At 72.5% G+C, this 22,751-nt stretch carries 23 protein-coding genes and 1 riboswitch; of the genes, 9 read left to right on the forward strand and 14 right to left on the reverse strand.

From position 1 onward, the window contains the following. Nucleotides 1–40: 40 nt before the first annotated feature. Nucleotides 41–190, forward strand: coding sequence for a hypothetical protein (locus AB0G28_RS29500; RefSeq protein WP_020641186.1), 150 nt, complete (start codon nucleotides 41–43; stop codon nucleotides 188–190). 12 nt (nucleotides 191–202) lie between these two features. Here the strand turns inward: AB0G28_RS29500 and AB0G28_RS29505 are convergent, their stop codons facing one another. Beyond that, nucleotides 203–502, reverse strand: coding sequence for a YciI family protein (locus AB0G28_RS29505; protein WP_361096019.1), 300 nt, complete (start codon nucleotides 500–502; stop codon nucleotides 203–205). Nucleotides 503–717: 215 nt separating this feature from the next. Here AB0G28_RS29505 and trpS point away from each other — a divergent pair, with 215 nt between their 5' ends. Further along, entirely contained in the window at nucleotides 718–1,683 is a 966-nt protein-coding gene (trpS, locus tag AB0G28_RS29510) for a tryptophan--tRNA ligase (RefSeq protein WP_361096022.1), read from the forward strand. Nucleotides 1,684–1,740: 57 nt separating this feature from the next. On the opposite strand, the gene AB0G28_RS29515 is transcribed toward trpS, so the two are convergent. The 3 genes from AB0G28_RS29515 to AB0G28_RS29525 are packed head-to-tail and all read right to left on the reverse strand — an operon-like array spanning nucleotide 1,741 to nucleotide 4,177. Further along, nucleotides 1,741–2,130, reverse strand: coding sequence for an NUDIX domain-containing protein (locus AB0G28_RS29515; protein ID WP_361096026.1), 390 nt, complete (start codon nucleotides 2,128–2,130; stop codon nucleotides 1,741–1,743). Nucleotides 2,131–2,141: 11 nt separating this feature from the next. Continuing rightward, nucleotides 2,142–3,464, reverse strand: coding sequence for a HAMP domain-containing sensor histidine kinase (locus tag AB0G28_RS29520; RefSeq protein WP_361096029.1), 1,323 nt, complete (start codon nucleotides 3,462–3,464; stop codon nucleotides 2,142–2,144). Further along, the gene (locus AB0G28_RS29525; protein ID WP_361096032.1) at nucleotides 3,461–4,177 is read right to left on the reverse strand and encodes a response regulator transcription factor; all 717 of its coding nucleotides are present in this window, start codon (nucleotides 4,175–4,177) and stop codon (nucleotides 3,461–3,463) included. Before AB0G28_RS29525 ends, AB0G28_RS29520 begins: the two co-directional genes overlap by 4 nt. Before the next feature lie 148 nt (nucleotides 4,178–4,325). Between AB0G28_RS29525 and AB0G28_RS29530 the strand changes: the two genes are divergently transcribed. The 3 genes from AB0G28_RS29530 to AB0G28_RS29540 are packed head-to-tail and all read left to right on the forward strand — an operon-like array spanning nucleotide 4,326 to nucleotide 7,263. After that, nucleotides 4,326–5,423, forward strand: a complete 1,098-nt coding sequence (locus AB0G28_RS29530) for an outer membrane lipoprotein carrier protein LolA (protein WP_361096035.1) — start codon at nucleotides 4,326–4,328, stop codon at nucleotides 5,421–5,423. After that, the gene (locus tag AB0G28_RS29535; protein ID WP_361096038.1) at nucleotides 5,420–6,394 is read left to right on the forward strand and encodes an ABC transporter ATP-binding protein; all 975 of its coding nucleotides are present in this window, start codon (nucleotides 5,420–5,422) and stop codon (nucleotides 6,392–6,394) included. Before AB0G28_RS29530 ends, AB0G28_RS29535 begins: the two co-directional genes overlap by 4 nt. After that, nucleotides 6,391–7,263 carry an ABC transporter permease subunit gene (locus AB0G28_RS29540; protein WP_361096041.1) on the forward strand — a complete coding sequence of 291 codons (873 nt, stop codon included), beginning with the start codon at nucleotides 6,391–6,393 and terminating at the stop codon, nucleotides 7,261–7,263. Before AB0G28_RS29535 ends, AB0G28_RS29540 begins: the two co-directional genes overlap by 4 nt. Before the next feature lie 54 nt (nucleotides 7,264–7,317). Here the strand turns inward: AB0G28_RS29540 and AB0G28_RS29545 are convergent, their stop codons facing one another. The 3 genes from AB0G28_RS29545 to AB0G28_RS29555 form a co-directional block, all read right to left on the reverse strand. Then, nucleotides 7,318–8,337, reverse strand: coding sequence for an ABC transporter ATP-binding protein (locus tag AB0G28_RS29545; protein ID WP_361096045.1), 1,020 nt, complete (start codon nucleotides 8,335–8,337; stop codon nucleotides 7,318–7,320). Further along, nucleotides 8,337–9,902 carry an iron ABC transporter permease gene (locus AB0G28_RS29550; protein WP_361096098.1) on the reverse strand — a complete coding sequence of 522 codons (1,566 nt, stop codon included), beginning with the start codon at nucleotides 9,900–9,902 and terminating at the stop codon, nucleotides 8,337–8,339. Before AB0G28_RS29550 ends, AB0G28_RS29545 begins: the two co-directional genes overlap by 1 nt. 101 nt (nucleotides 9,903–10,003) lie before the next feature. Continuing rightward, on the reverse strand, nucleotides 10,004–11,044 hold the full coding sequence (locus tag AB0G28_RS29555) for a thiamine ABC transporter substrate-binding protein (protein ID WP_361096048.1): 1,041 nt from the start codon (nucleotides 11,042–11,044) through the stop codon (nucleotides 10,004–10,006). A 22-nt stretch (nucleotides 11,045–11,066) separates the two neighbouring features. Next, nucleotides 11,067–11,172: riboswitch (TPP riboswitch) on the reverse strand. Nucleotides 11,173–11,204: 32 nt separating this feature from the next. Between AB0G28_RS29555 and AB0G28_RS29560 the strand changes: the two genes are divergently transcribed. Next, nucleotides 11,205–11,489 carry a 4a-hydroxytetrahydrobiopterin dehydratase gene (locus AB0G28_RS29560; RefSeq protein ID WP_361096051.1) on the forward strand — a complete coding sequence of 95 codons (285 nt, stop codon included), beginning with the start codon at nucleotides 11,205–11,207 and terminating at the stop codon, nucleotides 11,487–11,489. 412 nt (nucleotides 11,490–11,901) lie between these two features. Here the strand turns inward: AB0G28_RS29560 and AB0G28_RS29565 are convergent, their stop codons facing one another. The 4 genes from AB0G28_RS29565 to ychF form a co-directional block, all read right to left on the reverse strand. Further along, entirely contained in the window at nucleotides 11,902–12,162 is a 261-nt protein-coding gene (locus tag AB0G28_RS29565) for a hypothetical protein (protein ID WP_361096054.1), read from the reverse strand. 105 nt (nucleotides 12,163–12,267) lie between these two features. Continuing rightward, nucleotides 12,268–12,735 carry a hypothetical protein gene (locus AB0G28_RS29570; protein ID WP_361096057.1) on the reverse strand — a complete coding sequence of 156 codons (468 nt, stop codon included), beginning with the start codon at nucleotides 12,733–12,735 and terminating at the stop codon, nucleotides 12,268–12,270. Further along, nucleotides 12,732–13,325 (reverse strand): ArsR family transcriptional regulator, encoded by a 594-nt coding sequence (locus tag AB0G28_RS29575; protein ID WP_361096060.1) that lies wholly within the window; start codon nucleotides 13,323–13,325, stop codon nucleotides 12,732–12,734. The genes AB0G28_RS29570 and AB0G28_RS29575 overlap by 4 nt, the downstream gene beginning before the upstream one ends. A 55-nt stretch (nucleotides 13,326–13,380) precedes the next feature. Beyond that, nucleotides 13,381–14,463: a redox-regulated ATPase YchF gene (gene ychF / locus AB0G28_RS29580; protein ID WP_361096063.1), complete on the reverse strand. Its 1,083-nt coding sequence runs from the start codon at nucleotides 14,461–14,463 to the stop codon at nucleotides 13,381–13,383. Nucleotides 14,464–14,565: 102 nt separating this feature from the next. Here ychF and AB0G28_RS29585 point away from each other — a divergent pair, with 102 nt between their 5' ends. Continuing rightward, complete coding sequence (locus AB0G28_RS29585) at nucleotides 14,566–15,945, forward strand: AlkA N-terminal domain-containing protein (RefSeq protein WP_361096101.1); 1,380 nt, start codon at nucleotides 14,566–14,568, stop codon at nucleotides 15,943–15,945. A gap of 1 nt (nucleotide 15,946) precedes the next feature. Here the strand turns inward: AB0G28_RS29585 and AB0G28_RS29590 are convergent, their stop codons facing one another. The 3 genes from AB0G28_RS29590 to AB0G28_RS29600 are packed head-to-tail and all read right to left on the reverse strand — an operon-like array spanning nucleotide 15,947 to nucleotide 20,259. Beyond that, nucleotides 15,947–16,138 (reverse strand): DUF1737 domain-containing protein, encoded by a 192-nt coding sequence (locus AB0G28_RS29590; RefSeq protein WP_361096066.1) that lies wholly within the window; start codon nucleotides 16,136–16,138, stop codon nucleotides 15,947–15,949. Nucleotides 16,139–16,159: 21 nt separating this feature from the next. Further along, a complete protein-coding gene (locus AB0G28_RS29595) occupies nucleotides 16,160–19,111 on the reverse strand; it encodes an SMC family ATPase (protein ID WP_361096069.1) in 2,952 nt (983 codons plus the stop codon). Next, nucleotides 19,108–20,259 (reverse strand): exonuclease SbcCD subunit D, encoded by a 1,152-nt coding sequence (locus tag AB0G28_RS29600; RefSeq protein WP_361096072.1) that lies wholly within the window; start codon nucleotides 20,257–20,259, stop codon nucleotides 19,108–19,110. Before AB0G28_RS29600 ends, AB0G28_RS29595 begins: the two co-directional genes overlap by 4 nt. A 226-nt stretch (nucleotides 20,260–20,485) precedes the next feature. Between AB0G28_RS29600 and AB0G28_RS29605 the strand changes: the two genes are divergently transcribed. Together AB0G28_RS29605 and AB0G28_RS29610 are read left to right on the forward strand one after the other, a co-directional pair. Beyond that, on the forward strand, nucleotides 20,486–21,400 hold the full coding sequence (locus AB0G28_RS29605; protein ID WP_361096075.1) for a DNA recombination protein RmuC: 915 nt from the start codon (nucleotides 20,486–20,488) through the stop codon (nucleotides 21,398–21,400). A gap of 252 nt (nucleotides 21,401–21,652) precedes the next feature. Continuing rightward, nucleotides 21,653–22,570, forward strand: a complete 918-nt coding sequence (locus AB0G28_RS29610) for a DUF6542 domain-containing protein (RefSeq protein ID WP_361096078.1) — start codon at nucleotides 21,653–21,655, stop codon at nucleotides 22,568–22,570. The last annotated feature ends 181 nt before the right edge of the window (nucleotides 22,571–22,751 follow it).

The following is a 22,751-nucleotide window of genomic DNA, read 5'->3' on the forward strand; positions in this document are numbered from 1 at the left end:
GGATACCCGGTGAGCGTCGCCGAGCCGAGGGAGCATGCGCGTGGGCAAGAAGCCGGACGACCCGCGGAAGGTCGTGCGCAAGCTGATGAAGGCCGGCAAAGTCAAGAAGAAGTGCTGCCGGTCGAAGCCGCGCTGCAAGAAGTGCCCGGTATTGGCTCTGAAGAAGGCGAAGCTGGACCTGGCCGCCTAGCTTTGAGATGGCTCAGTGGGGGACGGCCTCGTTGATCTGCCTGAGTTCCGGCGCCGTCTTCGTCGGCGAGAACTCGATGACCTCGTACTGCGCGAGGTGCTTCACGCAGAAGGGGTCGGACGCCAGGATCGCGTCGAGCTTCCCCCGGGACATCGGCCGCGTGATGATCACGCCGCCGGTGCGCGGGTTCCGCCGCCCGGACGCCAGGAAGTGGCCGTGCTCGTACTGCTTGTTCAGCCACTCGGCGTGGTCCGGGAGCGCGTAGTCGATTTCCTCGATCGGGGCCGTGTAGTTCAGCAGGACGACATACATGTCATGACCGTAACTCCGTTCGCGCGCTCGCGCGTCCGGACGATGCGAAGTGGTGACGGACCGGGCTATAGTCGGCGCCATGCACGCGCAGACGTCCAGCTGGTGGCCGCCCTCGGCGGCCGTCCCAGTCCTGCGCTGATCACCAGCGGCCGCCCCGGACGGGCGGCCTTTTTCGTGCCTTCTCCGGGGTGGTCCCTCCTCGGAAAGGTCGACACATGAGCAAGCTGTCCGGCATCACGCCGTCGGGTCACGTCCACCTCGGCAACCACCTCGGGGCGGTCCGCCGCTGGGCTCGCGAGGGCGGCGCGGACGACCTGTACTTCGTCGCCGACCTGCACGGCATGACGACCCCGCACAACCCGGCCAAACTCCGATCCCTGGCGCGCGAGCAGCTGGCGGTGCTGATCGCCGCCGGCATCGATCCCGAGCGGGTGTTCGTCCAGTCCGACCTGGCCCGCGAGCTGGGCGCGCTGACCTGGGTCCTGGAGTGCACCTGCAACTACGGCGAGGCCGCGCGGATGATCCAGTTCAAGGAGAAATCCAAAGGCCAGGCCGGCGTGCGGCTGTCGCTGCTGACCTACCCGGCGCTGATGGCCGCGGACATCCTCCTGCAGGGCGCGGACGAGGTGCCGGTCGGCGAGGACCAGCGTCAGCACGTCGAGCTGACGCGGACCCTCGCGAAACGCTTCAACAGCACCTACGGCGAGGTGTTCACCGTCCCGGAGGCGGTGCTCCCGCCCGCGGGCGCGCGGGTGAAGGACCTGACCGACCCGACGCGCAAGATGTCGAAGTCGACGCGGGACGCCGCGGGCGTGGTGTTCGTCCTCGACGAACCCGACCAGGTCCGCCGCAAGATCCGCCGCGCGGTCACCGACGGCGGCTCGGTGCCGGTGCACGCCCCGGACACCCGCCCGGGCATGGCGAACCTGCTGGAGATGCTGGCCGCGTGCCGGGGCGGCTCACCGGCGGACCTGGCGGAGGAGTTCTCGTCGTACGGAGCGGTGAAGGACGCGGTCGCCGACGCCGTGGTCGAGGAGCTGCGACCACTGCGTGAACGAGCGTTAACGCTGCTCGACGACGTCGCGGAGCTGGACCGGGTGCGCAAGGCGGGAGCGGAACGCGCTCGCGAGCGCGGTTCCCACCGGCTCGACGCGGCGCTGCGGATGATCGGCGCGTGCTGAAAAGCCGTGAAGGCCTCCTTACCGGCTCTTATGGCCGGGAAGGAGGCCTTCACGGACCTAGGCGAGGAGCTCGCGGAAGGCCGGGAGCAGGATCCGGTCGGCGGGCAGCCAGTCGACGTCGTCGAGGTCGTCGGGCCCGAGCCAGCGCACGGCTTGGTGCTCGACGGCCCGCGGCTCCTCCCCCGGCGAAACGAGCGAAGCCGCGTAGATCCGCAGGACCTTCCCGCCGGGCAGCGGGACGTCTTCGCCGACGCGGTCGCCGACCTCGACGACGACGTCCAGCTCCTCGCCGCACTCCCGGGCCAGCGCGAAGGCTTCGGACTCCCCCTCCTCGACCCGGCCGCCGGGCAGTTCCCACTGCCCGGCGTGCTTCGGCGGCCACGCCCGCTGCTGGGCCAGCAGCTTGCCGTCACGCACCAAGGCGGCTCCCACGATCACAGCGTTCACAGTCCCGGAACTTACCCGGAAGCCTCGCCGGGGACCGCCCGCCAGACGACGACGAACCGCGCGCCGCCGTCCGGGGACTCGGCCACCTGGACCCACCCTCCCCGGCGCCGGACGGTCTCGGCCACCATCGCCAGGCCCAGCCCGGTGCCGCCCGAGGACCGGGCGCGGTCGTCGGCGATCCGGTAGAACCGGTCGAACACCTTCTCCCGGTGTTCCGGGGCGATGCCGGGGCCGTCGTCGTCGACCACCACCCGCACCGTCGAGCGGGACGCGAGCACCGAGACGACGATCTGGCCGCGCGCGTAGCGGCACGCATTGCGCAGCAGGTTGTCGAGCACCAGCTCCACCTCGGCGTGCGCGGCGGACGCCCAGGCCTGCGGGACCGCGTTGCTCACCCGCGTCTCCGCCACCCCGGCCGGCAGCCGGGCCACCGCCGCGCGGACCTCGCTGACCAGCTCGACCGGCTCCGCCTGCGGCACCTCCCCCGCGTCCGAACGGGCCAGGGACAGCAGCCCGTCCAGCAGCGCCGACAGCCGCTCGGCCTCGGTGAGGATGTCCGACAGCGTCTCCTGCGCCAGCTCCGGATCGGGGTTGGCGACGGCCACCTCGGCCTGCACCCGGATCGACGCGACCGGGGACCGCAGTTCGTGCGCGGCGTCGCCGGTGAAGCGCCGCAGCCGTTCGCTCGCCTGCTCCTGCCGCTCGAGCAGGGCGTTGAACTCCTCCGCGAGCGCGCGCAGCTCGTCGTGCGAGTCCGGCAGCGCCAGCCGCGCTCCCGGCGGCAGCGACCGCACCGAGCCGCGCATGCGCGCGACCGGCCGCAGCGCCAGCCGCACCACCAGCCACGTCGCGAAGCCCGCCACCAGCGCGCCGATGGACGCGACGACCACCAGCCACACCCCGCCGTAGTGCACCGCGGCGGCGAACCCGACGAGACCGGCGCCGGCGACGACCAGCCGTTGCGCACCGTCCGGCGCGCTGACGACCGTGCCGAGGTACCGCGCACCGTCGCGCTGCACCGGCTGCCCCGCCTTGAGCGCCGAAACGTCCGCGGGACCGAGCCCGGCCGGGGCACCGCCGTCCACCGGAGTACCCGCGATGTCCAGCACCCGCAGCGTGACCGGGGCCGCGCCGGACAGCGGCCGGCCGGCGCTCACCTCGGCACCGGCCGGGCCGAGCGCGCTCGTCAGCTCGCGGTCGACCGAGTCGATGAGCAGCGGCGAGAGGCTCGACGCGGCGAGTGCCGCCAGCCCGAGCAGGCAGCCCAGGGTGATCGTCGCGGCCAGCACGGTGATCCGGACCTGCAGGGACCGACCCCGCCACCACGGGATCACGGGGTGATGACCTCGTCGAGCTCCGCGTCGGAAGCCAGGTAGCCGTGCCCGCGCACGGTCCGCAGCAGCGCGCCGGCGCCGACCGCGTCGAGCTTGCGCCGCACGTAACCGACGTAGACCTCGACGAGGTTGCGGGTCACGGCCTGCTCCTCGCCCCAGACCGCGCGCAGCAGCTCGTCCTTCGTGACGACCGTGCCCGCCCGCCCGACGAGCACGTCGAGCAGCGCGAACTCGCGCGGGCTCAGCCCGACCTCCGCGCCGTTCCAGTGCACCTGCCGCAGCCCGCGGTCGACCTCCAGCGCGCCGAGCCGCAGGGTGCCGCGGCCGGCCTCCGGCCCGGCGCGCCGCAGCACCGCGCGGACCTGCGCGACCAGCACCACGAAGGAGAACGGCTTGACGAGGTAGCCGTCGGCGCCGAGGTCGAGGCCGTCGGCCTGGTCGATCTCGCCGTCCTTGGCCGAGACGAGCAGCACCGGCGTCGTGACGCCGTCCTTGCGCAGCCGTTCCAGCACGCGGTAGCCGGACAGGCCCGGCAGCATGATGTCGAGCAGCACGACGTCGAACGAGCCCGTGCTCGCCAGCTGCAGCCCGCTGGGGCCGTCCGCGGCGGTGACCACGTCCATGCCTTCCGCGCGCAGCCCGCGCTGCAGGGCCTTGCGCACGCCCGGTTCGTCGTCGACCACCAGCACCCGAGGTTTCACGAGACTCATCATGGCCGGTTCGCGCAGGTCGTGCGTGGGTTCTCAGCGCGATCTCAGCCTGGGAGGGAGAACCTTCAGGGGTATCTCAGCCTCGAGAGGGAAGCGTCGTGGCCAGGGAGCCGGGCACACTCGAGCCCGGGAACACCACAGGGAGAGACGCATGAAACCGAAGACGAAGGGCATCACCGCCGCGGTCGTCGGGACCGCGCTCGGTGCGGGCGGGCTCGCGTTCGTCGCGATGCCGGCCAGCGCCGACGACAAGCCGGCCCTGCCGCAGATCAGCGCCGAGGAGCTCGTGCAGTCGGTCGTCAAGGCGAAGCCGGGCGCGTTCGACGGCACGGTGAAGGTCAGCAACGACCTGGGGCTGCCCGCGGTGGGGAACGCGCTGCCGGGGGCGTCGGCGCTGAACATGGATTCGGCGCACGTCTTCAGCGACGGCGCGGGCAAGAGCCGCCTGGCCGTCACGCAGGGGGCCAGCCAGGAGACCGTGGTCCACGACGGCACGACGGTCTGGGACTACAGCTCCCGGACGAACACCGCGACGAAGCTGACCATCCCGGCCGACGTGGCCAAGCAGCACGGCGCGGGCAGCGAGAAGACGCCCGACCCGATCGCGGCTTCGACGGAACTGCTCGCGAAGGTCCGCGAGAGCAGCACGGTGTCCGTCGACGGCACCGCGACCGTCGCGAACCGGCCGGCGTACGAGCTGGTCCTGACGCCGAAGCCGACCGAGCGGACGCTGCTGCGCGAGATCCGCGTCGCCGTCGACTCGCAGACGCGGATGCCGCTGCGCGTGTCGGTGCTGAGCAACGGGACCGCGACGCCGGCGCTCGAGGTCGCGTTCACCGAGGTCGAGTTCACCCAGCAGCCCGCCGACCTCTTCGCCTTCACCCCGCCGAAGGGCGCCAAGGTGCAGGAGAAGACGCCGAAGGTCGACCAGCAGACCAAGGACCTGGCCGAGCAGGCCAAGCAGGACACCAAGCTCGTCGGCGACGGCTGGGACACGGTCGTCACGGGCAAGGTGCCGGCGGACGCGCTGAACGCGGCGCCGAAGCAGCAGTCCGGCCGTGAGGGCCGGGGAGCCAACGCCGACCCGAAGGCGCTGCTCGAGCGGTTCGGCAAGAAGGTCAGCGGCGCGTGGGGCAGCGGCTACCTCTTCACCACGAAGGTCGGCACCGCCGTGCTGACCGACGACGGCCGGTTCGCCGCCGGTGCGGTGCCGGAGCAGGTCCTGTACGAAGCGTTGGGTCAGAAGTGACCAGCACGGCTGTCGAGTCCGGGGCGGAGGTCTCTTCGGAGGCGTCCGCCCCGGCGGTCCCGCTGGCAGCGCGCACGCGGGGGCTGCGCAAGGTCTACGGCGGCACCGTCGCGGTGGACCACGTCGACCTCGACATCCCGGCGGGCGCGGTCGTGGGCATGCTCGGGCCGAACGGCTCGGGCAAGACGACGACGATCCGGATGCTGCTCGGCCTGGTCCGGCCGACCGAGGGCGAGGTCGAGCTGCTCGGGCGTCCGATGCCGGACGCCGCCGCGCACGCGCTGCCGGACGTCGGCGCGCTGGTCGAAGGGCCGGGCTTCCACCCGTTCCTGTCCGGGCGTGACAACCTGCTGCGCTTCGCCGCGGCGGAACCGCGCCTGACGTCGGCCGGGATCCCCCGCGCCGTCGACGCCGCTTTGGAACGCGTCGGGCTGACCGGCGCGGCGCGGCGGCGGTACAAGGGGTATTCGCTCGGCATGAAGCAGCGGCTGGGGCTCGCTTCGGCGTTGCTGGTGCCGCGGAAGATGGTCGTGCTCGACGAGCCGACCAACGGTCTCGATCCCGCGGGTACCAGGGAGATCCGCAGGATCATGGCCGAGCTGCACGCCGAGGGCGTCACCGTGCTGGTGTCGTCGCACCTGCTGGCCGAGGTGGAGGCGACGTGCACGCACGTGGCCGTGCTGCAGGCCGGCAACGTCGTCGCGCAAGGCGAGCTGGCGGAGCTGCTGGAGTCCGGGAACGCGGCCTTGCTGGTCCGCACGCCGGACGCCGAGCAGGCGGTGGAAGTGCTGCGGGAGAACCGGATCGGCGCGCGGCTCACGCCGGACGGCGTCCGCGCGGACCTGACGGCGACCGAGGCGCCGCGGGTGCTGCAGGTCCTGGTGGGCGCGGGGGTCGCGGTCCACGAGGCGACGCGGGCCCGCACCGGGCTGGAAGACCTGTTCGCGCGGCTGACGGAGGGGTCGGAATGACGGCGGTTCTCGAAGCACCGGCGGCCCGCACGGGCCACGACACGGTGCCGCTGACCCGGCTGCTGGCCGCGGAGCTGCGCTGGATCTTCCGGCGGCCGCGTACTTTGGCCGTGCTCGGGCTCTTGGCGCTGATCCCGGTGGTCATCGGCATCGGCTTGACGCTGGTGAGCGGAACACCCGACGCCGGCGGACCGAATCCCGACGGCGCGCTGCTGGCGTCCGCGGTGAACAACGCGTTCGTGCTGCCGATCGCGGCGATCGTGATGTCACTGGCGCTGCTGCTGCCGCTGGCGTCGGCCATGGCGGGCGCGGACGCGATCGCGGGCGAGACTTCGCACGGCACGCTGCGCGGCTGGCTGATCGCCCCGGTGGGCCGGGGCCGCCTGCTGGCGGTGAAGGCGTTCGGCGTCGCGACGGTGTCGGTGGTCTCGGTGCTGGCGATGTGCGTCACCGGCGTGGTGACGGGCCTGATCATCAACGGCACGGACTCGCTGTTCACGCTGTCGGGCACCACGCTGTCGCTGGGTGGCGCGCTGGCCCGGATCCTGCTGATGGCGGGCTGGGTGGTGCTCCAGCTGTGGGCGGTCGGCGCGGTGGCGCTGGCGATCTCGAGCTGGACGGAACACCCGATGCTGGTGGTGGCCTCGGTCCTGGCCGGCGACATCGTGTTCACCATCCTGGGGTTCCTGACGTCGCTGGACTGGCTGCACCCGTTCCTGCTGACGCAGAACTGGTCGCTGGCACCGGCGGAGGTCCTGCAGGACCCGATGGGCACGCAGATGCTGGGCGAGGGCGCCCTGCGCGCGGCGTGCTACATCGTGATCGGCCTCTCACTGGCCTACGCACGCCTCTCCACCCGCGATGGTTGAGGCCAAGGTCCGTGAAGGCCTCCTTACCGGCCATAAGAGCCGGTAAGGAGGCCTTCACGGCTTTGGGCGCCCCACCACCGCGAGGCCGTCGGGGTCGAGCGTGAGCCGCACTGTGTCCCCGGTGCGCAGGTCCGAGGCCGCCGGGGCCACTGCGTCCACAGTGGACTCAGTCAGGCGTACCACCAGCCGTACGTGTTCCCGGCGGTGGACCGCGGCCACCACCTCACCGCTCACCCCGGAAACCGCGACCCGTAGCGCGTGCGGCCGCAACCCCAGCCGCACCGGGCCGTCGTCGACGTCCGGCAGCGCCACCTCACCCAGCGCCGTCCGGACCACTCCGCCCGCCGCGACGCCGTCGGTGAACGTCGTGACACCCAGGAACCGGGCCACGCCGTCGTCCGCCGGGTTGCGCCAGACGCGGCGGACCGCGCCCTCCTGGCGGACCTCGCCCGCGTCCAGGACCGCGACCCGGTCGGCCAGCGTGAACGCCTCCTCCTGGTCGTGCGTCACCAGCAGCGCCGTGATCTTGCTGCGCCGCAACAGGTCCGCCAGATCGATGGCCAGCTGCTCGCGCAACCCGGCGTCCAAACCGGACAGTGGCTCGTCCAGCAACAGCAGCCGCGGCTTCGGTGCCAGTGCCCGCGCCAGCGCCACCCGCTGGGCCTGGCCGCCGGACAGCTCGGTCACCCGGCGCTTCTCGAAACCGGAAAGGCCGACCAGCTCCAGCAGCTCGGCCACGCGCGGCGCCCACCGCGCCCGGGGCACACCGTGCATCCGCAGGCCGAACGCGATGTTCGCGGCGACGTCGCGGTGGGCGAACAGCTGGCCGTCCTGGAACACCAGGCCGAACCCGCGCCGGTGCACCGGCACCGCGCCGAGGTCCTCGCCGTCCCAGCTCACCGAGCCGCGCGCCGACGGTTCCAGTCCCGTGATCGCGCGCAGCAGCGTCGACTTCCCCGAGCCCGACGGGCCGAGCAGCGCCAGGACCTCGCCGTCGGCGATGTCCAGCCGGGCATCGCGCACGGCCGCGAATGATCCATAGTGGACAGTCAGGTCCCGCACCGACAGCGCCATCAGAACTCTCCCACCCCGCCGCGCCCGAGCCGGTCGATCAGCGCGACCGCCAGCACCGTCACGAGCATCAGCAGCGCGCAGGCCGCGTACGCCATCTGGTTGTTCAGCTCTCCCGGGCGCGCCATCAGCGTCGCGACCGCGACCGGCAGCGTCGGCGCCGTCGGCCGGGCGAGGAAGCTCGTCGCGCCGAACTCGCCGAGAGCCACCACGAACCCGAACCCCGCGGCCGCGACCAGCGGACGCAGCGTCAGCGGCAGGTCGATCTCCCGCCACACCCGCAGCGGGCTCGCCCCGAGCGTCGACGCGGCCTGCCGCAGCCGGACGTCGACCGCGCGCAGCACCGGCAGCACCATCCGCACGACCAGCGGGATGATCACCAGCGCCTGAGCCAGCGGCACCAGGTAGGGCGACGTCCGGAGGTCGCCGGGCAGCGCGTCGAGCGTCACCAGGTAGCCGAACCCGACGGTCACCGCCGACACCCCGAGCGGCAGCATCAGCACGGCGTCCATCGTCTCGCCGAGCCCACGCGCGGCCTTCGTGGCGGACCGGCGCAGCGCCACCAGCACCACGGACGCGAGCACGCCGACCACCATCGCCAGCAGCGTCGCGTCCACGGCCACCTTCAGCGAGTTCAGCGCGGCGTCCCAGCCGGACACTTGCAACGCGCCCTTCTCCCCGGTGCTCGTGAGCGCCCGGTAACCGGCGAGACTCCAGCCGTCCTCAGTGGACACGGACTCGGCGAGCAGCGCGACGATCGGCGTCAGCAGCAGTCCCAGCACGACGCCGGCGGCCCCGACGACCCACCACTCGCCACCTCTCGGCCGCCGCACACCGCCGGAGCCGATCCTGGCGCCCTCTTTGCGCCGCCGTGCCAGCCCGCCGAGCACCAGCGCGGCGACCACGGCCGCGAACTGGATCAGCGACAGCGCCGCCGCGCCCGAGAGGTCCAGGAGGTCGACCGTCCGCAGGTAGATCTCGGTTTCCAGGGTCCGGTACCGGGCGCCGCCGAGGATCAGGACGACACCGAAACTGGTGGCGCAGAACAGGAACACCACGGCCGCGGCCGACGCGATGGCGGGCGCCAGCGCGGGCAGCGTCACCGACCGGAAGGCCCGCCACGGCGAGGCGCCCAGCGCGCGGGCGGCGTCGGCCGTCCGCGGATCCAGCCGCGCCCACAGCCCGGCGACGGTCCGCGCGACGACGGCGACGTTGAAGAAGGCGTTGGCCAGCACGATCGGCAGCACGCCGCCGTCCGGCCACAGCGCGCGGAACGCGAGCCCGACGACGACCGTCGGCAGCACGAACGGCACCAGCACCAGCGTCCGCGCCAAGCCGACGCCGGGCAGCCGCACCCGCGCGAGCAGGAACGCGACCGGCAGCCCGGCCAGCACCGCCACGGCCGTCGACGCGGCCGCCGTCGCGACGGTGAACCAGGCCAGCTGCCAGGTCCGCGGGTCGCCGAGCACGACGTCGAGTCCGCCGGCGGCGAACCCGCGGCCGACGATCGCCACCACCGGCCAGGCGAAGAAGACGACCAGGAAGCCGATCGGTGCGAGGCCGAGCAGCGCCAGGCCGAGCCCGCGGGCAGTCCGCGGCGGGGCCAGGACTGCTGCTTTTCGGGGGTTCCGGGTGGCGGAGCCCCCGGCCCGGGGCGGAGGCCCGGATGTCACTGCAGGAGCGTGCGCCATTCGTCGATCCACTTCTCGCGTCCGGCCTGCACCTGGTCCGGCGGCAGCGTCTGCGGCTTCTGCGGCAGCGGCGCCACCTGCGCCCAGCCCGCGGGCAGGTCGACGCCCTGGCGCGCCGGGTAGACGTACATGTTGGCCGCGACGGTCGCCTGGAACTGCTGCGAGAGCAGGAAGTCGACGACCTTGCGCGCGTTCTCGGCCTGCTTGCCGTTCGCCAGCACGCCGGCGTACTCGACCTGCCGGTAGCAGGTGTCGAGCAGCGCCTTCGTGCGCGGCTTGCCGTCGTCGCCGACCTCGGCGGCCGGTGAGGACGCGTACGAGACGACGATCGGGCGCGGCCCCTTGCCGGACGAGCCGGAGAACTGCTTGGTGTAGGCCTCTTCCCAGCCGCTGACCACCTTGACGCCGTTGGCCTTGAGCTTGGCCCAGTAGTCCTTCCAGCCGCTGTCGCCGAACTTCGCGATGGTGCCGAGCAGGAAGGCGAGCCCGGGCGACGCCGTCGCCGGGTCCTCGGCGACCAGCAGGTCCTTGTACTTCGGGTCGGCCAGGTCGTCGTAGGTCGACGGCGCCGGGATCCCCTTGGCGGTGAAGTAGTTCGTGTCGACGTTGACGCAGACGTCGCCGACGTCGACCGCGGAGAGCCGGTGCTCGGGGTCGACGGCGTAGCGCTGCGGCCCGCGGTCGGCCTCCGGGCTGGTGTAGGGCTCGAAGACGCCCTCGGTGAGCGCGCGGGAAGCGAAGGTGGAGTCGACACCGTAGGCGACGTCGCCGATCGGGTTGGCCTTCGTCAGCACGAGCTTGTTGGTCAGCGATCCGGCGTCGCCCTGCTTGAGCACGGAGATCTTGATGCCGGACTGCCGCTGGAACGCGTCGAGCACGTCCTGCGGCGCCAGGAAGGAATCGTGCGTGACGAGGGTGACGGTGGGCGTCTGCTGCGAGCCACCGTCACCGCTCGACAGCGAGCATCCCGCGGCGACGGCGCCGACGACGGCGATGGCCGTCGCAGCCCTGCGTTTCATCTACCCTCCTGCACTTCGCCGGACGAGGAGGTCGAGCCCTCCCATCGCCGGCATGATCCGGTCAGGTGCGAACGGTCGCGGGTGACCCGCCTCTCAGCCCGGCTCACCGGACTCCCGTGGCAAAGGTGCAGCGTAGTCGAGGACGGACGACCATGGAGACATGACGGAAATCTTGAGCGACTCCGAGGCCGACGGACGGTTGGGTGCCGGTTGGACGCGTTCCGGATCGGTGATCTCCCGGGAGGTGGAGCTGGCGAGCTTCCCGCAGGCGATCGAAGTGGTGAACCGGGTGGCGGAACTCGCCGAGGCCGCCGACCACCACCCGGACATCGACATCCGCTGGCGCACGCTGACCTTCCGGCTCAGCACCCACTCGGCGGGCGGCCTGACGGAGAAGGACTTTTCTTTGGCGGCCCAGATCGACTCGGTCATCTCGGGACTGTGATCTCGGTAACGCTGAGTGCACTTTTCCGGGGGTTTGACGTCTCTCGGTTACCGGAATCTTCGGGAGGGAGACAAGACATGACCCAGGCAATCGTGGTCGGAACGGCGGCGTTCGCATCGATGGTGGCGGCGGCCGGCGGTGTGCTCTGGTTCACCGCCCGCAACCGCCGTCACCTGGACGGTTGAGAGTTCGATCACAGAGGCTAACGCCGGGCATGATCGGCGCGCTGTTCCTGCGGAAGCATCGGTTTCACCCTGTGAGGAACACCCGTGAACAGCACTCTCACCGCCGCCCAGCGCGCCTGGATCAACGCTCTTGCCCCCGCGGTGGTGTTGATCGCCATCGCCCTGCCGGGCCTGCTCGGCTGACAGCGACGCCGCCGCCCCGCTTCAGGGCAGCGGCGTTTTCGTCATCACCCGACCCGGATCCGGTCGGGCGGCGGAAAGGCCGCCGGTGGCTCGTCACCGGTAGACCAGTACTCCAGGCAGGACAGGTGCCCCTCCTCGGCGAAAACGATGAGCCCGCCACCGGGCACGTCGGCTTCGACCGCGACCGGGGCGTCGGCGACCACCGCGACCGGCAGGGTCCGGTCGACTTCCAGATTGATGCTCGGGCAACCGCAGCCGCAGCGACCGGTCACCCGGGCCGTGGCGGCCTGCGCCCGCAGCTCCACCGCACCGGGGAAGTCCGCCGCGAGCAGCGTGTCCAGTGTCGTCCGTTGTGTCCAGTGTCGTCCGTTCGTTCGGCGTGAGCGGACGGGTCGAAGCGTCGCCCACGATCAGTAGCGGGACATGTTCGGGATCGTCTTCTCGGCGAGCCCGATGAGATCCTCGACCTTCGCCACGTCGGCCGTCACGTCCTCGGCGGTCACCGCGGGCGCCTCGGAAGAACGGTAGGCGACTTCGTTGCGCCGGGCCCGCATCCGGTTGAAGGGACGCAGAAGCGACCCGAGCGGCGGATCGAGCTGCGCGAGGACCGCTTCGTAGACGGTTACGTGGCCACCACGGCTCGTCGCACGCAGGCCTTGGTTCTGCAGCACGGCCGCCAGCGCACGGCGTGCTCCGTCGTACGCCAGCGTGTAGGCGCCTTCCGGATCCGAATCCAGCAGCTGCCGCGCCGAAGCGACGTGCGTGCGGGCCCTGGCCAGCTCCGCCTCCGCGGCCTCGCGCGAAGCCGGGACGTGTTCGAGGGCGCCGCGCGCGATGAGCGCGTCGATCGTCGCGCGGCCCTGGTTCCACCGGGTCATCGGGTCTCCTGCTCGAGAGGCAGCGGGATCAGCGGACGCTCACGCACGCTGGTGAGAAACGGATCGGTGCTGCTGCTCGCCGCCCACGACGACGGCGAGATCCGGTGGACGTTGACCTCCCGGCCCAGCCGTCGCGACACGCCCTCGGCCAGGTCGAAGAGCGCGTCCGGGTCGGGCGAGCCGACGACGAGGACGTCGACGTCACCGGGCGGCGGTCCCGGCTCGCCGCTGTAGCGCGCGGCCCAGGACCCGTAGATGTAGGCCTCACGCACGCCCGCCAGGCCGGAAAGCGCCTCGGCGAGCAGCGGCATCGGCCCGAACGTGACCGCGAGGACCTCGCTCAACGGCCGGTAGAGCGGAGTGTCCGTACGGGCTTTGACGAGCCGGCTGCGGCCCACCCGCCGGTCTTCCAGGATGCCGCCGGCGACGAGCCGTTCGACCTCGCGCAACACGGCCGTCGGCGTGACAGCGCAAGCCTCCGCGAGCTCGGTGATGCTGTACTCGCGCTCCGGGTGCAGCAGCACCAGCGCGAGCAGCTCGCCCTGCATGCGCGAACGCAGCAGCGGCAGAAGGCTCGGCGAAGCTTTCATTGGGCGCAGTATATCCTGCGCCCAATGAAAACAACAGTCAGTAGTTGACGCTCACTCAGACGTTGAAGCGGAACTCGACCACGTCGCCGTCGGCCATGACGTAGTCCTTGCCCTCCATGCGGACCTTGCCCGCCGCGCGGGCCGCCGCCATCGAGCCCGCCTCCATCAGGTCGTCGTACGAGACGATCTCCGCCTTGATGAAACCGCGCTCGAAGTCCGTGTGGATGACGCCCGCCGCCTGGGGGGCCGTCGCGCCCTGGGGGATCGTCCACGCGCGGGACTCCTTCGGGCCCGCCGTCAGGTACGTCTGCAGGCCCAGCGTGTGGAAGCCCGCGCGGGCCAGCGAGTACAGCCCCGGCTCCGGCTGGCCGACCGACTCGAGCAGCTCGCGCACCGACTCCTCGTCGTCCAGCTCCAACAGCTCCGCCTCGACCTTCGCGTCGAGGAACACCGCGTCCGCCGGGGCGACCAGCTTCGTCAGCTCCTCGCGGCGCGCGTCGTCGGTGAGCACCGACTCGTCGGCGTTGAAGACGTACAGGAACGGCTTCGTCGTCAGCAGGCTCAGCTCGCGCAGCGCGTCGAAGTCGACTTCCTTCTGCGCCTGGAAGAGCGTGCGCCCGGCGTCGAGGATCTCCTTCGCCTTCTGGGCGTTGTCCAGCGCGGGCTTGTTCTCCTTCTTCGTCCGGGCTTCCTTCTCCAGCCGCGGCAGCGCCTTGTCGAGGGTCTGCAGGTCGGCGAGGATCAGCTCGGTGTTGATCGTCTCGATGTCGCTCGACGGGTCGATCCGGCCGTCGACGTGCACCACGTCGGGGTCGTCGAACACGCGGATGACCTGGCAGATCGCGTTGGCCTCACGGATGTTCGCGAGGAACTTGTTGCCCAGCCCGGCACCCTCGGACGCGCCCTTCACGATGCCCGCGATGTCCACAAAGGACACCACAGCCGGGACCGTCTTCTCCGACTTGTACAGCTCGGCCAGCTTGTCCAGCCGGGGATCCGGCAACGGCACGACGCCGACGTTCGGCTCGATCGTCGCGAACGGGTAGTTCGCGGCGAGCACGTCGTTGCGGGTCAGCGCGTTGAACAGGGTGGACTTGCCGACGTTGGGCAGGCCGACGATACCGAGGGTGAGGCTCACGACCTCGCAGTCTACGTGTCCGCCCCGGCCGGGCCCCACGCACCCAGCGCCGTGACGGATTTCCGCCAGCGGCGGCGCTGAGCTGCTGACATGCTCGGATCCATGGTCACCGACACGCTCGCACTCTGGCGCGACGCCGAACGCTGCTACCGCGTGGTCACCGCCCGCGACTCGCGCTTCGACGGCCAGTTCATCATGGCGGTCCGCACCACCGGGATCTATTGCCGTCCGTCGTGCCCGGCGTCGACGCCGAAGGCGCGGAACGTCCGCTTCTTCCCGACGTCGGCGGCCGCGCAGGCCAACGGCTTCCGCGCCTGCCGCCGCTGCCTGCCCGACGCCGTGCCCGGCTCGCCGGATTGGAACGTGCGCGCCGATCTCGCGTCACGGGCGATGCGCCTGATCGCCGACGGGACCGTCGAGCGCGAAGGCGTCCCCGGCCTCGCGCGGCGGCTCGGCTACTCGGAACGCCAGCTCGGCCGGGTGCTCACCGCCGAACTGGGCGCGGGACCGCTGGCCCTGGCGCGGGCGCACCGCGCGCATTCGGCGCGGCTGCTCATCGAGATGTCCGAGCTGCCGCTGACGGACGTCGCCTTCGCGGCGGGCTTCTCCAGCGTGCGGCAGTTCAACGAGACGATCCGCGAAGTGTTCGCGACGACGCCTTCGCAGCTTCGCGTCTCCGCGGCTTCGCGACGGGGACGCCAGGGTGACGTCAGCGGGACGCGGCTCAGCCTGCGGTTGCCGTTTCGGCCGCCGTTTGACGCTTCGGGGTTGCTTCGCTTCTTCGCGGACAACGCGGTGCCGGGCGTCGAGGAAGTCACTTCGGAGTCCTACGCGCGCAGCCTGCGGCTCGCCCACGGCACCGGAGTCGTGCGGCTGACGCCTTTGCCCGACCATGTGCGCTGCGAGCTGCGGCTCACCGACCTGCGCGACCTCGGCAGCGCGGTCAGCCGGGTGCGGCGGCTGCTCGACCTCGACGCCGACCCCACGGCGGTCACCCGCGTCCTCGGCGCCGACCCGGTACTGGCCCCGGTGGTCGCGGCCGTGCCGGGAATCCGGGTGCCGGGTGCGGTGGACGGCGAGGAACTGCTGCTCCGCGCGCTCCTGAGCGAGGTACCGCTCGGCGAGGAGGTGCCGGGCGAATGGGGTGTGACGCGGCTGTTCCCGACCGCGGCCCAGGTCGCGGCCACCGGCCACCCCGTCGCCACCGCTCTGGCCGAGGGACGGCTGGACGTGCACGTCGGCCGGGACGCGGCGGAGTTGCGGGCCGAACTGCTGACGTACGTCGACCCGTCGACCGCAGACTACGTGGCCATGCGGGTCCTCGGTGCCCCGGACGTGCTGCTCGCCGACGACACCGCAGTCCGGCGCGGCGCCGAGGCGCTGGGCATCGCGCCGGACTCACTCGCCGAGCGCGCCCGCGTGTGGACGCCGTGGTGCTCATACGCCGGGATGTACCTCCGGCGCGCGGCCGGTTCGCCGTGATTCAGCCCTGTTCGCCTTGCCACAGCACGGCTTGGGCGACGATCACTTGGTCGCCGTCGAACGTCGCCGCCGGCGAGCCGTACAAGCGGTAGCCGAGTTCGAGCGCTTCGCTGACCCGGTGGCAGAACTTCGCGTCGTCCGGGCCGGTGAGCACGCGGTAGCGGGGCAGGCCGTTCGGCGGCTGGTCTGTCATGGCTTCATCTTGTCCGAGCGATCATCCGGCGCGCACCTCCAATGTCGAGCCCGTACGGGACTTCCGGACCCGCAACCGTGTCGGGATGCGCTGCCGCAGCTCCTCGACGTGCGACACGAGCCCGACCACCCGGCCGCCGGCGCGGAGCTCGTCGAGGATGTTCATGACGACGTCGAGGGTTTCGGCGTCGAGCGTGCCGAAGCCCTCGTCGACGAAGAGCGTGTCCAGCAGCGCGCCGCCGGTCTCCCCCGCGACGACGTCGGCCAGGCCCAGCGCCAGTGCCAGCGACGCGAGGAACGACTCGCCGCCCGACAGGGTTTTCGCCGGGCGGATGGTGCCCGAGTAGTCGTCCAGCACGTCGATGCCCAGCCCGCCGCGGGTGCCGCGCGCTCCGGCCGCGTCCGAGTGCACGAACGAATAGCGCCCCTGGCTCATCGTGCGGAGCCGGTGCGTGGCGGCGACCGCGACTTCTTCCAGCCGCGCGGCCAGCACGTACGACCGCAGCGACATCTTGCGGCTGTTCTGCCCGCGCCCGTTGACGACCTCCGCAAGCGCCCGAAGTTCGGCGTACGCCGCTTCGGCCGGAGCGAGCCCGGACAGGGCCTTGCGCAGCAGGCCGGCCAGCCGGGTCAGCTCGCCGTGCTGCGCGATGGCCACTCGCAGCGCCGCGTACGCCGAGTCGGCGTGCGCCCGCGCCAGCTGGGCCGCGTCGGCCGCGCGGCCGACGTCGGCGACGTCGTCCGGCGAGATCCCGAACAGGTCCGGCTCGGCCAGCAGCGCCCGCGCTCCCGCGGCGGCCGCCTCGGCTTCGGCGATGCCCTGCTCCAGCTTCTCGATCTGCTCGTCCGGCAGCATCGCGGCCCGCGCCTTCTTCAGTGACGTGAACCCCTTCGCCTTGACCGCCGCCTCGACCAGCGCTTTCTGCTGGACGACCCGCTCGCGGGCGCCGGCGACCGCAGTGCGGGCCTCGGCGACCGCCTCGAGAGCCTCGGCGAGGCCGAGGAGGTGCTCCCGGCGGGCGCCGACGTCCGCGAACTCGCCCCGCCCGGCGACCAGGCGGCGTTCGCGCTCGGCCAGCCGCTCCTCCAGGGCGCGGACGTCGGTGACGGCTTCGGTCGCCGCCTGTTCGGCCCGGCGCAGGCGCTCGGTCCGCAGTTCGGCGTCACGCTCGAGCAGCACGACCTGCTGGCTCAGCTTCGCCTTGGCCGCCGCCTTTTCGGTGAGCGCGGCGACCGTGGACCGGGCCTCCGCCAGCTCGGCGGTGATCGACTCGGCCGTGCGCCCCGCCAGCCGTTCGGTCAGCCCGGCGAGCCGGGCCTTCGCCTCTTCCAGCGCGACGACGACCCGCTGCCGCACGGCGTCCGCCGCCTGCTCGGCCTCCTCGGCGGCGCGTTCCTCGGCCGGGTCGACCAGCTCGACGTCCCGCGTCGCCTTCGCCGGGTGCTCGGCCGATCCGCACACCGGGCACGGCGCGCCGTCCGGGAGCGCGGCGGCCAGCTCGGCCGCCATCCCGTCCAGGCGCCGCTCGCGCAGGTCGAGCCGTCGCTGCCGGGCCGCCTGGTGCGTGTCGACGACTTCGCGCAGCTTCGCCTCGCCGCGTCGGACCTTCGCCTGGGCCTCCGGCAGCTCGGCCGCGTCGCGGGCGAAGGCTCTGAGCTCCTCCACCTTCGCCTTGGCGCCGTCGAGTTTCGCCTCGGCTTCGGCCGCGGTCAGGGCGTCCGCGCGCAGTTTCGCCAGCTGGCCGGGGATCGCGGCCAGTTCGCCGGTCAGTTCCTCGACCTGCTGCCGCGCCGTGACGGCGGCGAGGTTCCGGTCGTCCCGCCGCATGATGTCGATCTGCTGCTGTTCGGCCTCGGCGACCAGTTCCGCGACCGCCCCCGCCTCTTCCCGCGCGGCGGCCGCCCGGGCCTTCAGATCGCCGGTCGCCCGGGTGCCGAACTCCCGCAACCGGGCGCCCTCGGCCTTCTCCGCCTGCTCGGCATCGGCCAGCTCGGCGGCCCGCCGGTCCAGCAGGTCGGCCTCCACGGCGACACCGGCGGCCCGCCGCGCGGCCGCGACCTCCTGCGCCCACTCGGCGCGCTGCGGCGCCTGCTCGGTGATCTCGACCAGGCGCAGGTGCGCGGTGCGGACCCGGCGGATCTTCTCGGCGCCGGCGCGTTCTTCCTGCAGGTAGACGTCCGCCCGCCGGGCGGCCTCCCGCGCCCGCTCCTCCTCCGCCGTCACCCGGCCGACTCGTTCTTCCGACTCGGCGAGCACCGTGGCGACCCAGTCGGCGACGTCCGCCTCGGGCGGGTCCTGCTGAGCCTCCTGCGCGTACCTCGCCAGCAGCTCCCGCACTTCCGCCTGGCGTTCGGCCAGCTCCCGGCCGCGCTCGGCCCGCAGGTCGGTGAACCAGCGTTCGACGTCGGCGAAGCGCTCGGTGCCGAAGAGCCGTTCCAGGAGCTTCTCGCGCTCGGCGGTGTCCGACCGCAGGAAGCGGGCGAACTCGCCCTGCGGGAGCAGCACGACCTGGAAGAACTGGGCCGCCGTCATCCCGAGCAGCCGCTCGACGGTGCGCGCGACCTCCTCGATCCGGATCAGGCCTTCCGGCGGCAGCCCGGCGGGTGCGGTGCCGACCCAGCTCAGCGACACCCTGGCCTGCTGGGTGGTGGTGCCTTCGCCGCGCCGCTTCGGCCGCTGGTACTCCGGGTTGCGGACGATCTTGAGCCGGTGCCCCTGCACCGTGAGCTCGAGTGCGACCTCGGTGACCTGGTCGGGCCCGGCCAGGTCGCAGCGCAGCCGCTTGGCCTCGTTGCGGGCGCCCGGGACCACGCCGAACAGCGCGAAGGCGATCGCGTCGAGCAGCGTTGTCTTGCCCGCGCCGGTTTCGCCGTGCAGGAGGAAAAGGCCGTCGGCGCCGAGCACGTCGAAGTCGACCACCTCGCGTGCGCAGTACGGCCCGAAGGCTTCGACCTCCAGCCTGTGCAGCCTCATTTCGCGAGGGCCCCCCGGTCGGCCGCTTCCAGGGCCCGGAACAGGAGCTGCTCTTCGCTTTCGGTGGGCGGGGCGCCCCGGCAGTCGTCGAGGAAGCTGCGCGAGACCTCGATGTCGGTCCGGCCGCGGACGGCGTCCGAGTAGCGCAGCGGGGCACCGGCGTGCCCGCCCTCGGGCTCCCACTCCAAGTGCACCGCGTACGGGAAGCGTTCGCGCAGACGCCGCATCGCGTCCACGGGCCGGACCCGGTCGGTGACCGTGACCGACAGGAAGTGGCCGAGGTGGACGTCGTGTTCCGGGTTCACGAGGAGGTCCTCGATGTCGCCTCGCAGCGTGGCGAGCGCCCTGGGTACCGGCAATTCGTGCCTGCGCACCTCGGCGAGGCCGCCGGCGTCGACGTCGACCAGCCAGACCGATTTCCGTTGCCGCGCTTCGGAAAACGAGTACGCCAGCGGGCTGCCGGAGTACCGCAGGTGCTCGGCGAGCGTCTGCGGGCCGTGGAGGTGGCCGAGCGCCACGTAGTCCACGCCGTCGAAGACCGAGCCGGGCACCTGCTCGACGCCGCCGACCGCGATGGTCCGTTCGCTGTCGGTGGGTTCGCCGCCGGTGACGAACGCGTGCGCGAGCACGACCGACCGGACCCCGGGCCGGGTTTCCAGGTCCGCGCGGATGCGGCGCATGGCCTCGGTGAGCACGCCGGTGTGGCCGCGCGCCTCCGGCACGCCCAGCGCGTGGCGCGCCGGTTCCGGTTCCAGATAAGGGATTCCGTAGACGGCGACCGGGCCGTGGCCGTCCTCGAACAGCACCGGTTCGGCCAGTCCGCCGACGGTGGTGCGCAGGTGCAGGCCGCCCGCCGCGGCGAACTCCGCGAAGGCGCCGAGGCGGGGCGCGGAGTCGTGGTTCCCGGGCGTGACGACGAGTTGCGCGCCGGCCGCGCGGATCCGGGCGACGGCCGCCGTGGCCACCCGCACGGCTTCGGCCGAGGGCACCGCGCGGTCGTAGATGTCGCCTGCCACCAGGACGGCGTCGATCGCCTCGCCGGCCACGAGGTCGGCGAGGTGCCCGAGCACCGCTTCCTGTTCCGCGAGCAGGTCGGCGCCGTGGAACGTGCGGCCGACGTGCCAGTCGGAGGTGTGCAGGAATCTCACGAGGGCCAAGGTACGACCCGCCTCCGACGAAATCGCGCAGGCACGCCGCCACCTCACTCGAACGTGTGTACTAACACGAGCGTGCCGGATCGGACACGCCCTGCGCGATATCGGGTTCTTCGCAGGTCAGCTACCCAGAGCGACGGATCGGGTGCGATTTTTGTCGGTGGGGTCCGCCATGATGTCCCCGCGGTCCGATCCAGGCGGCCCGGAGGGAGGAGACGAAGTGGCGACAGTGCTGACCACCGCGGCGATCGTGCTCGCGGTCCTGCTGCTGTTCGCCGTCGCGGTGCTGTGGCGGCTGTACCAGGACGGGATGCGCCGGGCGGACGCCGCGGCCCGGCTGGTGGCGGCCGAGCGGGCGAAGGCGGACCAGCAGCAGCTGGCGCTGCGGCGGTACGAGGTCGCGTTCGCCTCGATCAGCGGGCGCGGCGAGCTGGGCGAGCAGGTGCTGGTCGAGACGGCGCGCGCGCTCGGGCTGCGTGAGGACCTGCACTTCACGCTGCAGACGGACCTGGCGGGCGGCGGCGCGGCGAAACCGGACATGGTGCTGCGGGTGGGCGGCGACCGCACGGTGCCGGTCGACGCGAAGGCGAGCATGGCGACCTGGTCCGAGGCGGTGGAGACCGACGACCCGGACGAGCGGCTGGACGCGTTGCGCGCGCACGTCCGGCAGATCCGCTCGCGGGCCGCCGAGCTGGCCGGCAAGGGCTACCAGCGCTGGGCGGACGCGATCTACGGCACGATCATGTTCGTCCCGTCCGACGCCGCCGTCGTCGCGGCGCTCGACACCGATCCGGAGCTGCTGCGCTGGCTGATCGACCGGCGGGTGTTCCTGTGCGGCCCGACGGGCTTCGGGGTCCTCGCCTCGGCGGCCCTGTTCGCGGCGAGCGACCGGACCCTGGAGGCCGACGTCGAACAGGTGCGGGCGGGGGCGGCCGCGGCGCACCGGGCGGCGGGTGGCGCGGTGGAGGCGCTCAACCTGTCCAGCACGCACCTCCAGCGCTTCCTCTCGGCCCGGCGGCGGGAGCTGGAGGCCCTGGAGACGTTCCGGTCCACCGTGGCCCCGCTGACGGACGCCGCGGGGAGCCCGGCCGCGGTCCCGACGGTGCGGAAGGGGGACGAACTGGCGGCCAGCTGAGCAGGAGCACGCCGGCTCTCCGGCGGTGTTGACCAGTGCCTTCTCGGCCAGGCGCGATGACGCCCGCGTTCACGAGCTGCCTGGTTGGTCGTCGGTCACGCCGACGCCGGTCCAGGGCGGCCCGAGTTCGCCGCGGCGGGGCCGTCCGGTCGCTGTTCCGGCCGCCTGTTCGAGCCCTGTTCGAGCGCTTTAGCCCCACGTCGGCGGCGGTGCTGGCAAGATCTTCACATCCACGAGATACGGTGTTGTCTCGTGACCGCGATTCGCGATCGCCAGAGCGATCCAGATGCCGACGACGTCCCCGTGCCGTGGGATGAGCGTCCTGTCGTCGGTTCGAGGCGCGGACTGCCGTGGTGGGCGGCGGTCCTGGTCGGCCTCGGCCTGGCGATCGTGGGCGCCCTCCTGGGCAAGCCGAGCCAGGCGAACATCCCGCTGGTCTTCACCGTCTGCTACATCGCCGGGGCCGTGATCGCGGTCTGCGCGGTGCGGCGCCGCGGCCTGTTCGGGCCGATGGTGATGCCGCCGCTGGTGCTGGCCGTGACGGTGCCCGGGGTGATCCTGCTGACCTCCGGGTCCCAGGGCGACGACATGCTGTCGAAGGCGTTGAACATCGGCACCCCGCTGATCAACGGCTTCCCCATGATGGCCATCACCACCGGCATCACCCTGCTGATCGGGCTCGTCCGGATCTTCCGCGAGCGCGACCCCGACGCCCCGAAGAAGACCAAGGGCAACGCCAAGGCCGACCGCCGCCGAGCGGACGAGGACGACGAGAAGCCGTCGTCGCGCGCCGCGGCGACGTCGGCGGGGGGACGCCCGCGGCCGGCCGGTTCGGGCCGGACCGGCCAGACTCCGGCGCCTCCGCGTCGAGGACGGGAAGGCGAGCCGCCACGGCGTCCTCGTCCGCCCGCGGACGGCGAGCGCCGCGCCCAGCGCCCGGCCGCCGAACGTGACCCGGGCACCCGCAAGCCACCACCGGCAACCCGGCGCACGCCCCGCCCGGAAGAGGGCGACCCGCGCCGCCGCGAGCCACGCGACGACGCTCCGCGGCGACGCCCGCGCCCGCCCGCGGCGGAAGGCCGTGACACGCCGCCGCCGCCGCGCCGCCCGTCCGGTGGCCGGGGTGCCCCGCCGCGCCGGAACCGTCCGTGGGACGAAGAAGAGCGCTGACGAGCTGCTGAAACGGCGGTCGCCTCCGGTGGAGGCGACCGCCGTTTCGTTGCGAAGGCACCGGCGCCCGTGCTCGCGAGCGGAACTCGCGTGATCAGCTGGGTGTGCCTCTGGTGGGGCGCTCGTTCGGGGTTGAAAATGGGGGTTGGTCGCTCGCTGACGTCGTAGCTCTGTGGTCGTT

Source organism: Amycolatopsis sp. NPDC021455, from assembly GCF_040640995.1.
GTDB lineage: Bacteria > Actinomycetota > Actinomycetes > Mycobacteriales > Pseudonocardiaceae > Amycolatopsis.

Bases quoted from the DNA above. Each gene is read 5' to 3' on its own strand.
- AB0G28_RS29505 (WP_361096019.1), bottom strand. From the start codon at position 502: ATGTATGTCGTCCTGCTGAACTACACGGCCCCGATCGAGGAAATCGAC.
- trpS (WP_361096022.1), top strand. From the start codon at position 718: ATGAGCAAGCTGTCCGGCATCACGCCGTCGGGTCACGTCCACCTCGGC.
- AB0G28_RS29525 (WP_361096032.1), bottom strand. From the start codon at position 4,177: ATGATGAGTCTCGTGAAACCTCGGGTGCTGGTGGTCGACGACGAACCG.
- AB0G28_RS29530 (WP_361096035.1), top strand. From the start codon at position 4,326: ATGAAACCGAAGACGAAGGGCATCACCGCCGCGGTCGTCGGGACCGCG.
- AB0G28_RS29540 (WP_361096041.1), top strand. From the start codon at position 6,391: ATGACGGCGGTTCTCGAAGCACCGGCGGCCCGCACGGGCCACGACACG.
- AB0G28_RS29545 (WP_361096045.1), bottom strand. From the start codon at position 8,337: ATGGCGCTGTCGGTGCGGGACCTGACTGTCCACTATGGATCATTCGCG.
- AB0G28_RS29555 (WP_361096048.1), bottom strand. From the start codon at position 11,044: ATGAAACGCAGGGCTGCGACGGCCATCGCCGTCGTCGGCGCCGTCGCC.
- AB0G28_RS29560 (WP_361096051.1), top strand. From the start codon at position 11,205: ATGACGGAAATCTTGAGCGACTCCGAGGCCGACGGACGGTTGGGTGCC.
- AB0G28_RS29570 (WP_361096057.1), bottom strand. From the start codon at position 12,735: ATGACCCGGTGGAACCAGGGCCGCGCGACGATCGACGCGCTCATCGCG.
- AB0G28_RS29575 (WP_361096060.1), bottom strand. From the start codon at position 13,325: ATGAAAGCTTCGCCGAGCCTTCTGCCGCTGCTGCGTTCGCGCATGCAG.
- AB0G28_RS29585 (WP_361096101.1), top strand. From the start codon at position 14,566: ATGGTCACCGACACGCTCGCACTCTGGCGCGACGCCGAACGCTGCTAC.
- AB0G28_RS29590 (WP_361096066.1), bottom strand. From the start codon at position 16,138: ATGACAGACCAGCCGCCGAACGGCCTGCCCCGCTACCGCGTGCTCACC.
- AB0G28_RS29595 (WP_361096069.1), bottom strand. From the start codon at position 19,111: ATGAGGCTGCACAGGCTGGAGGTCGAAGCCTTCGGGCCGTACTGCGCA.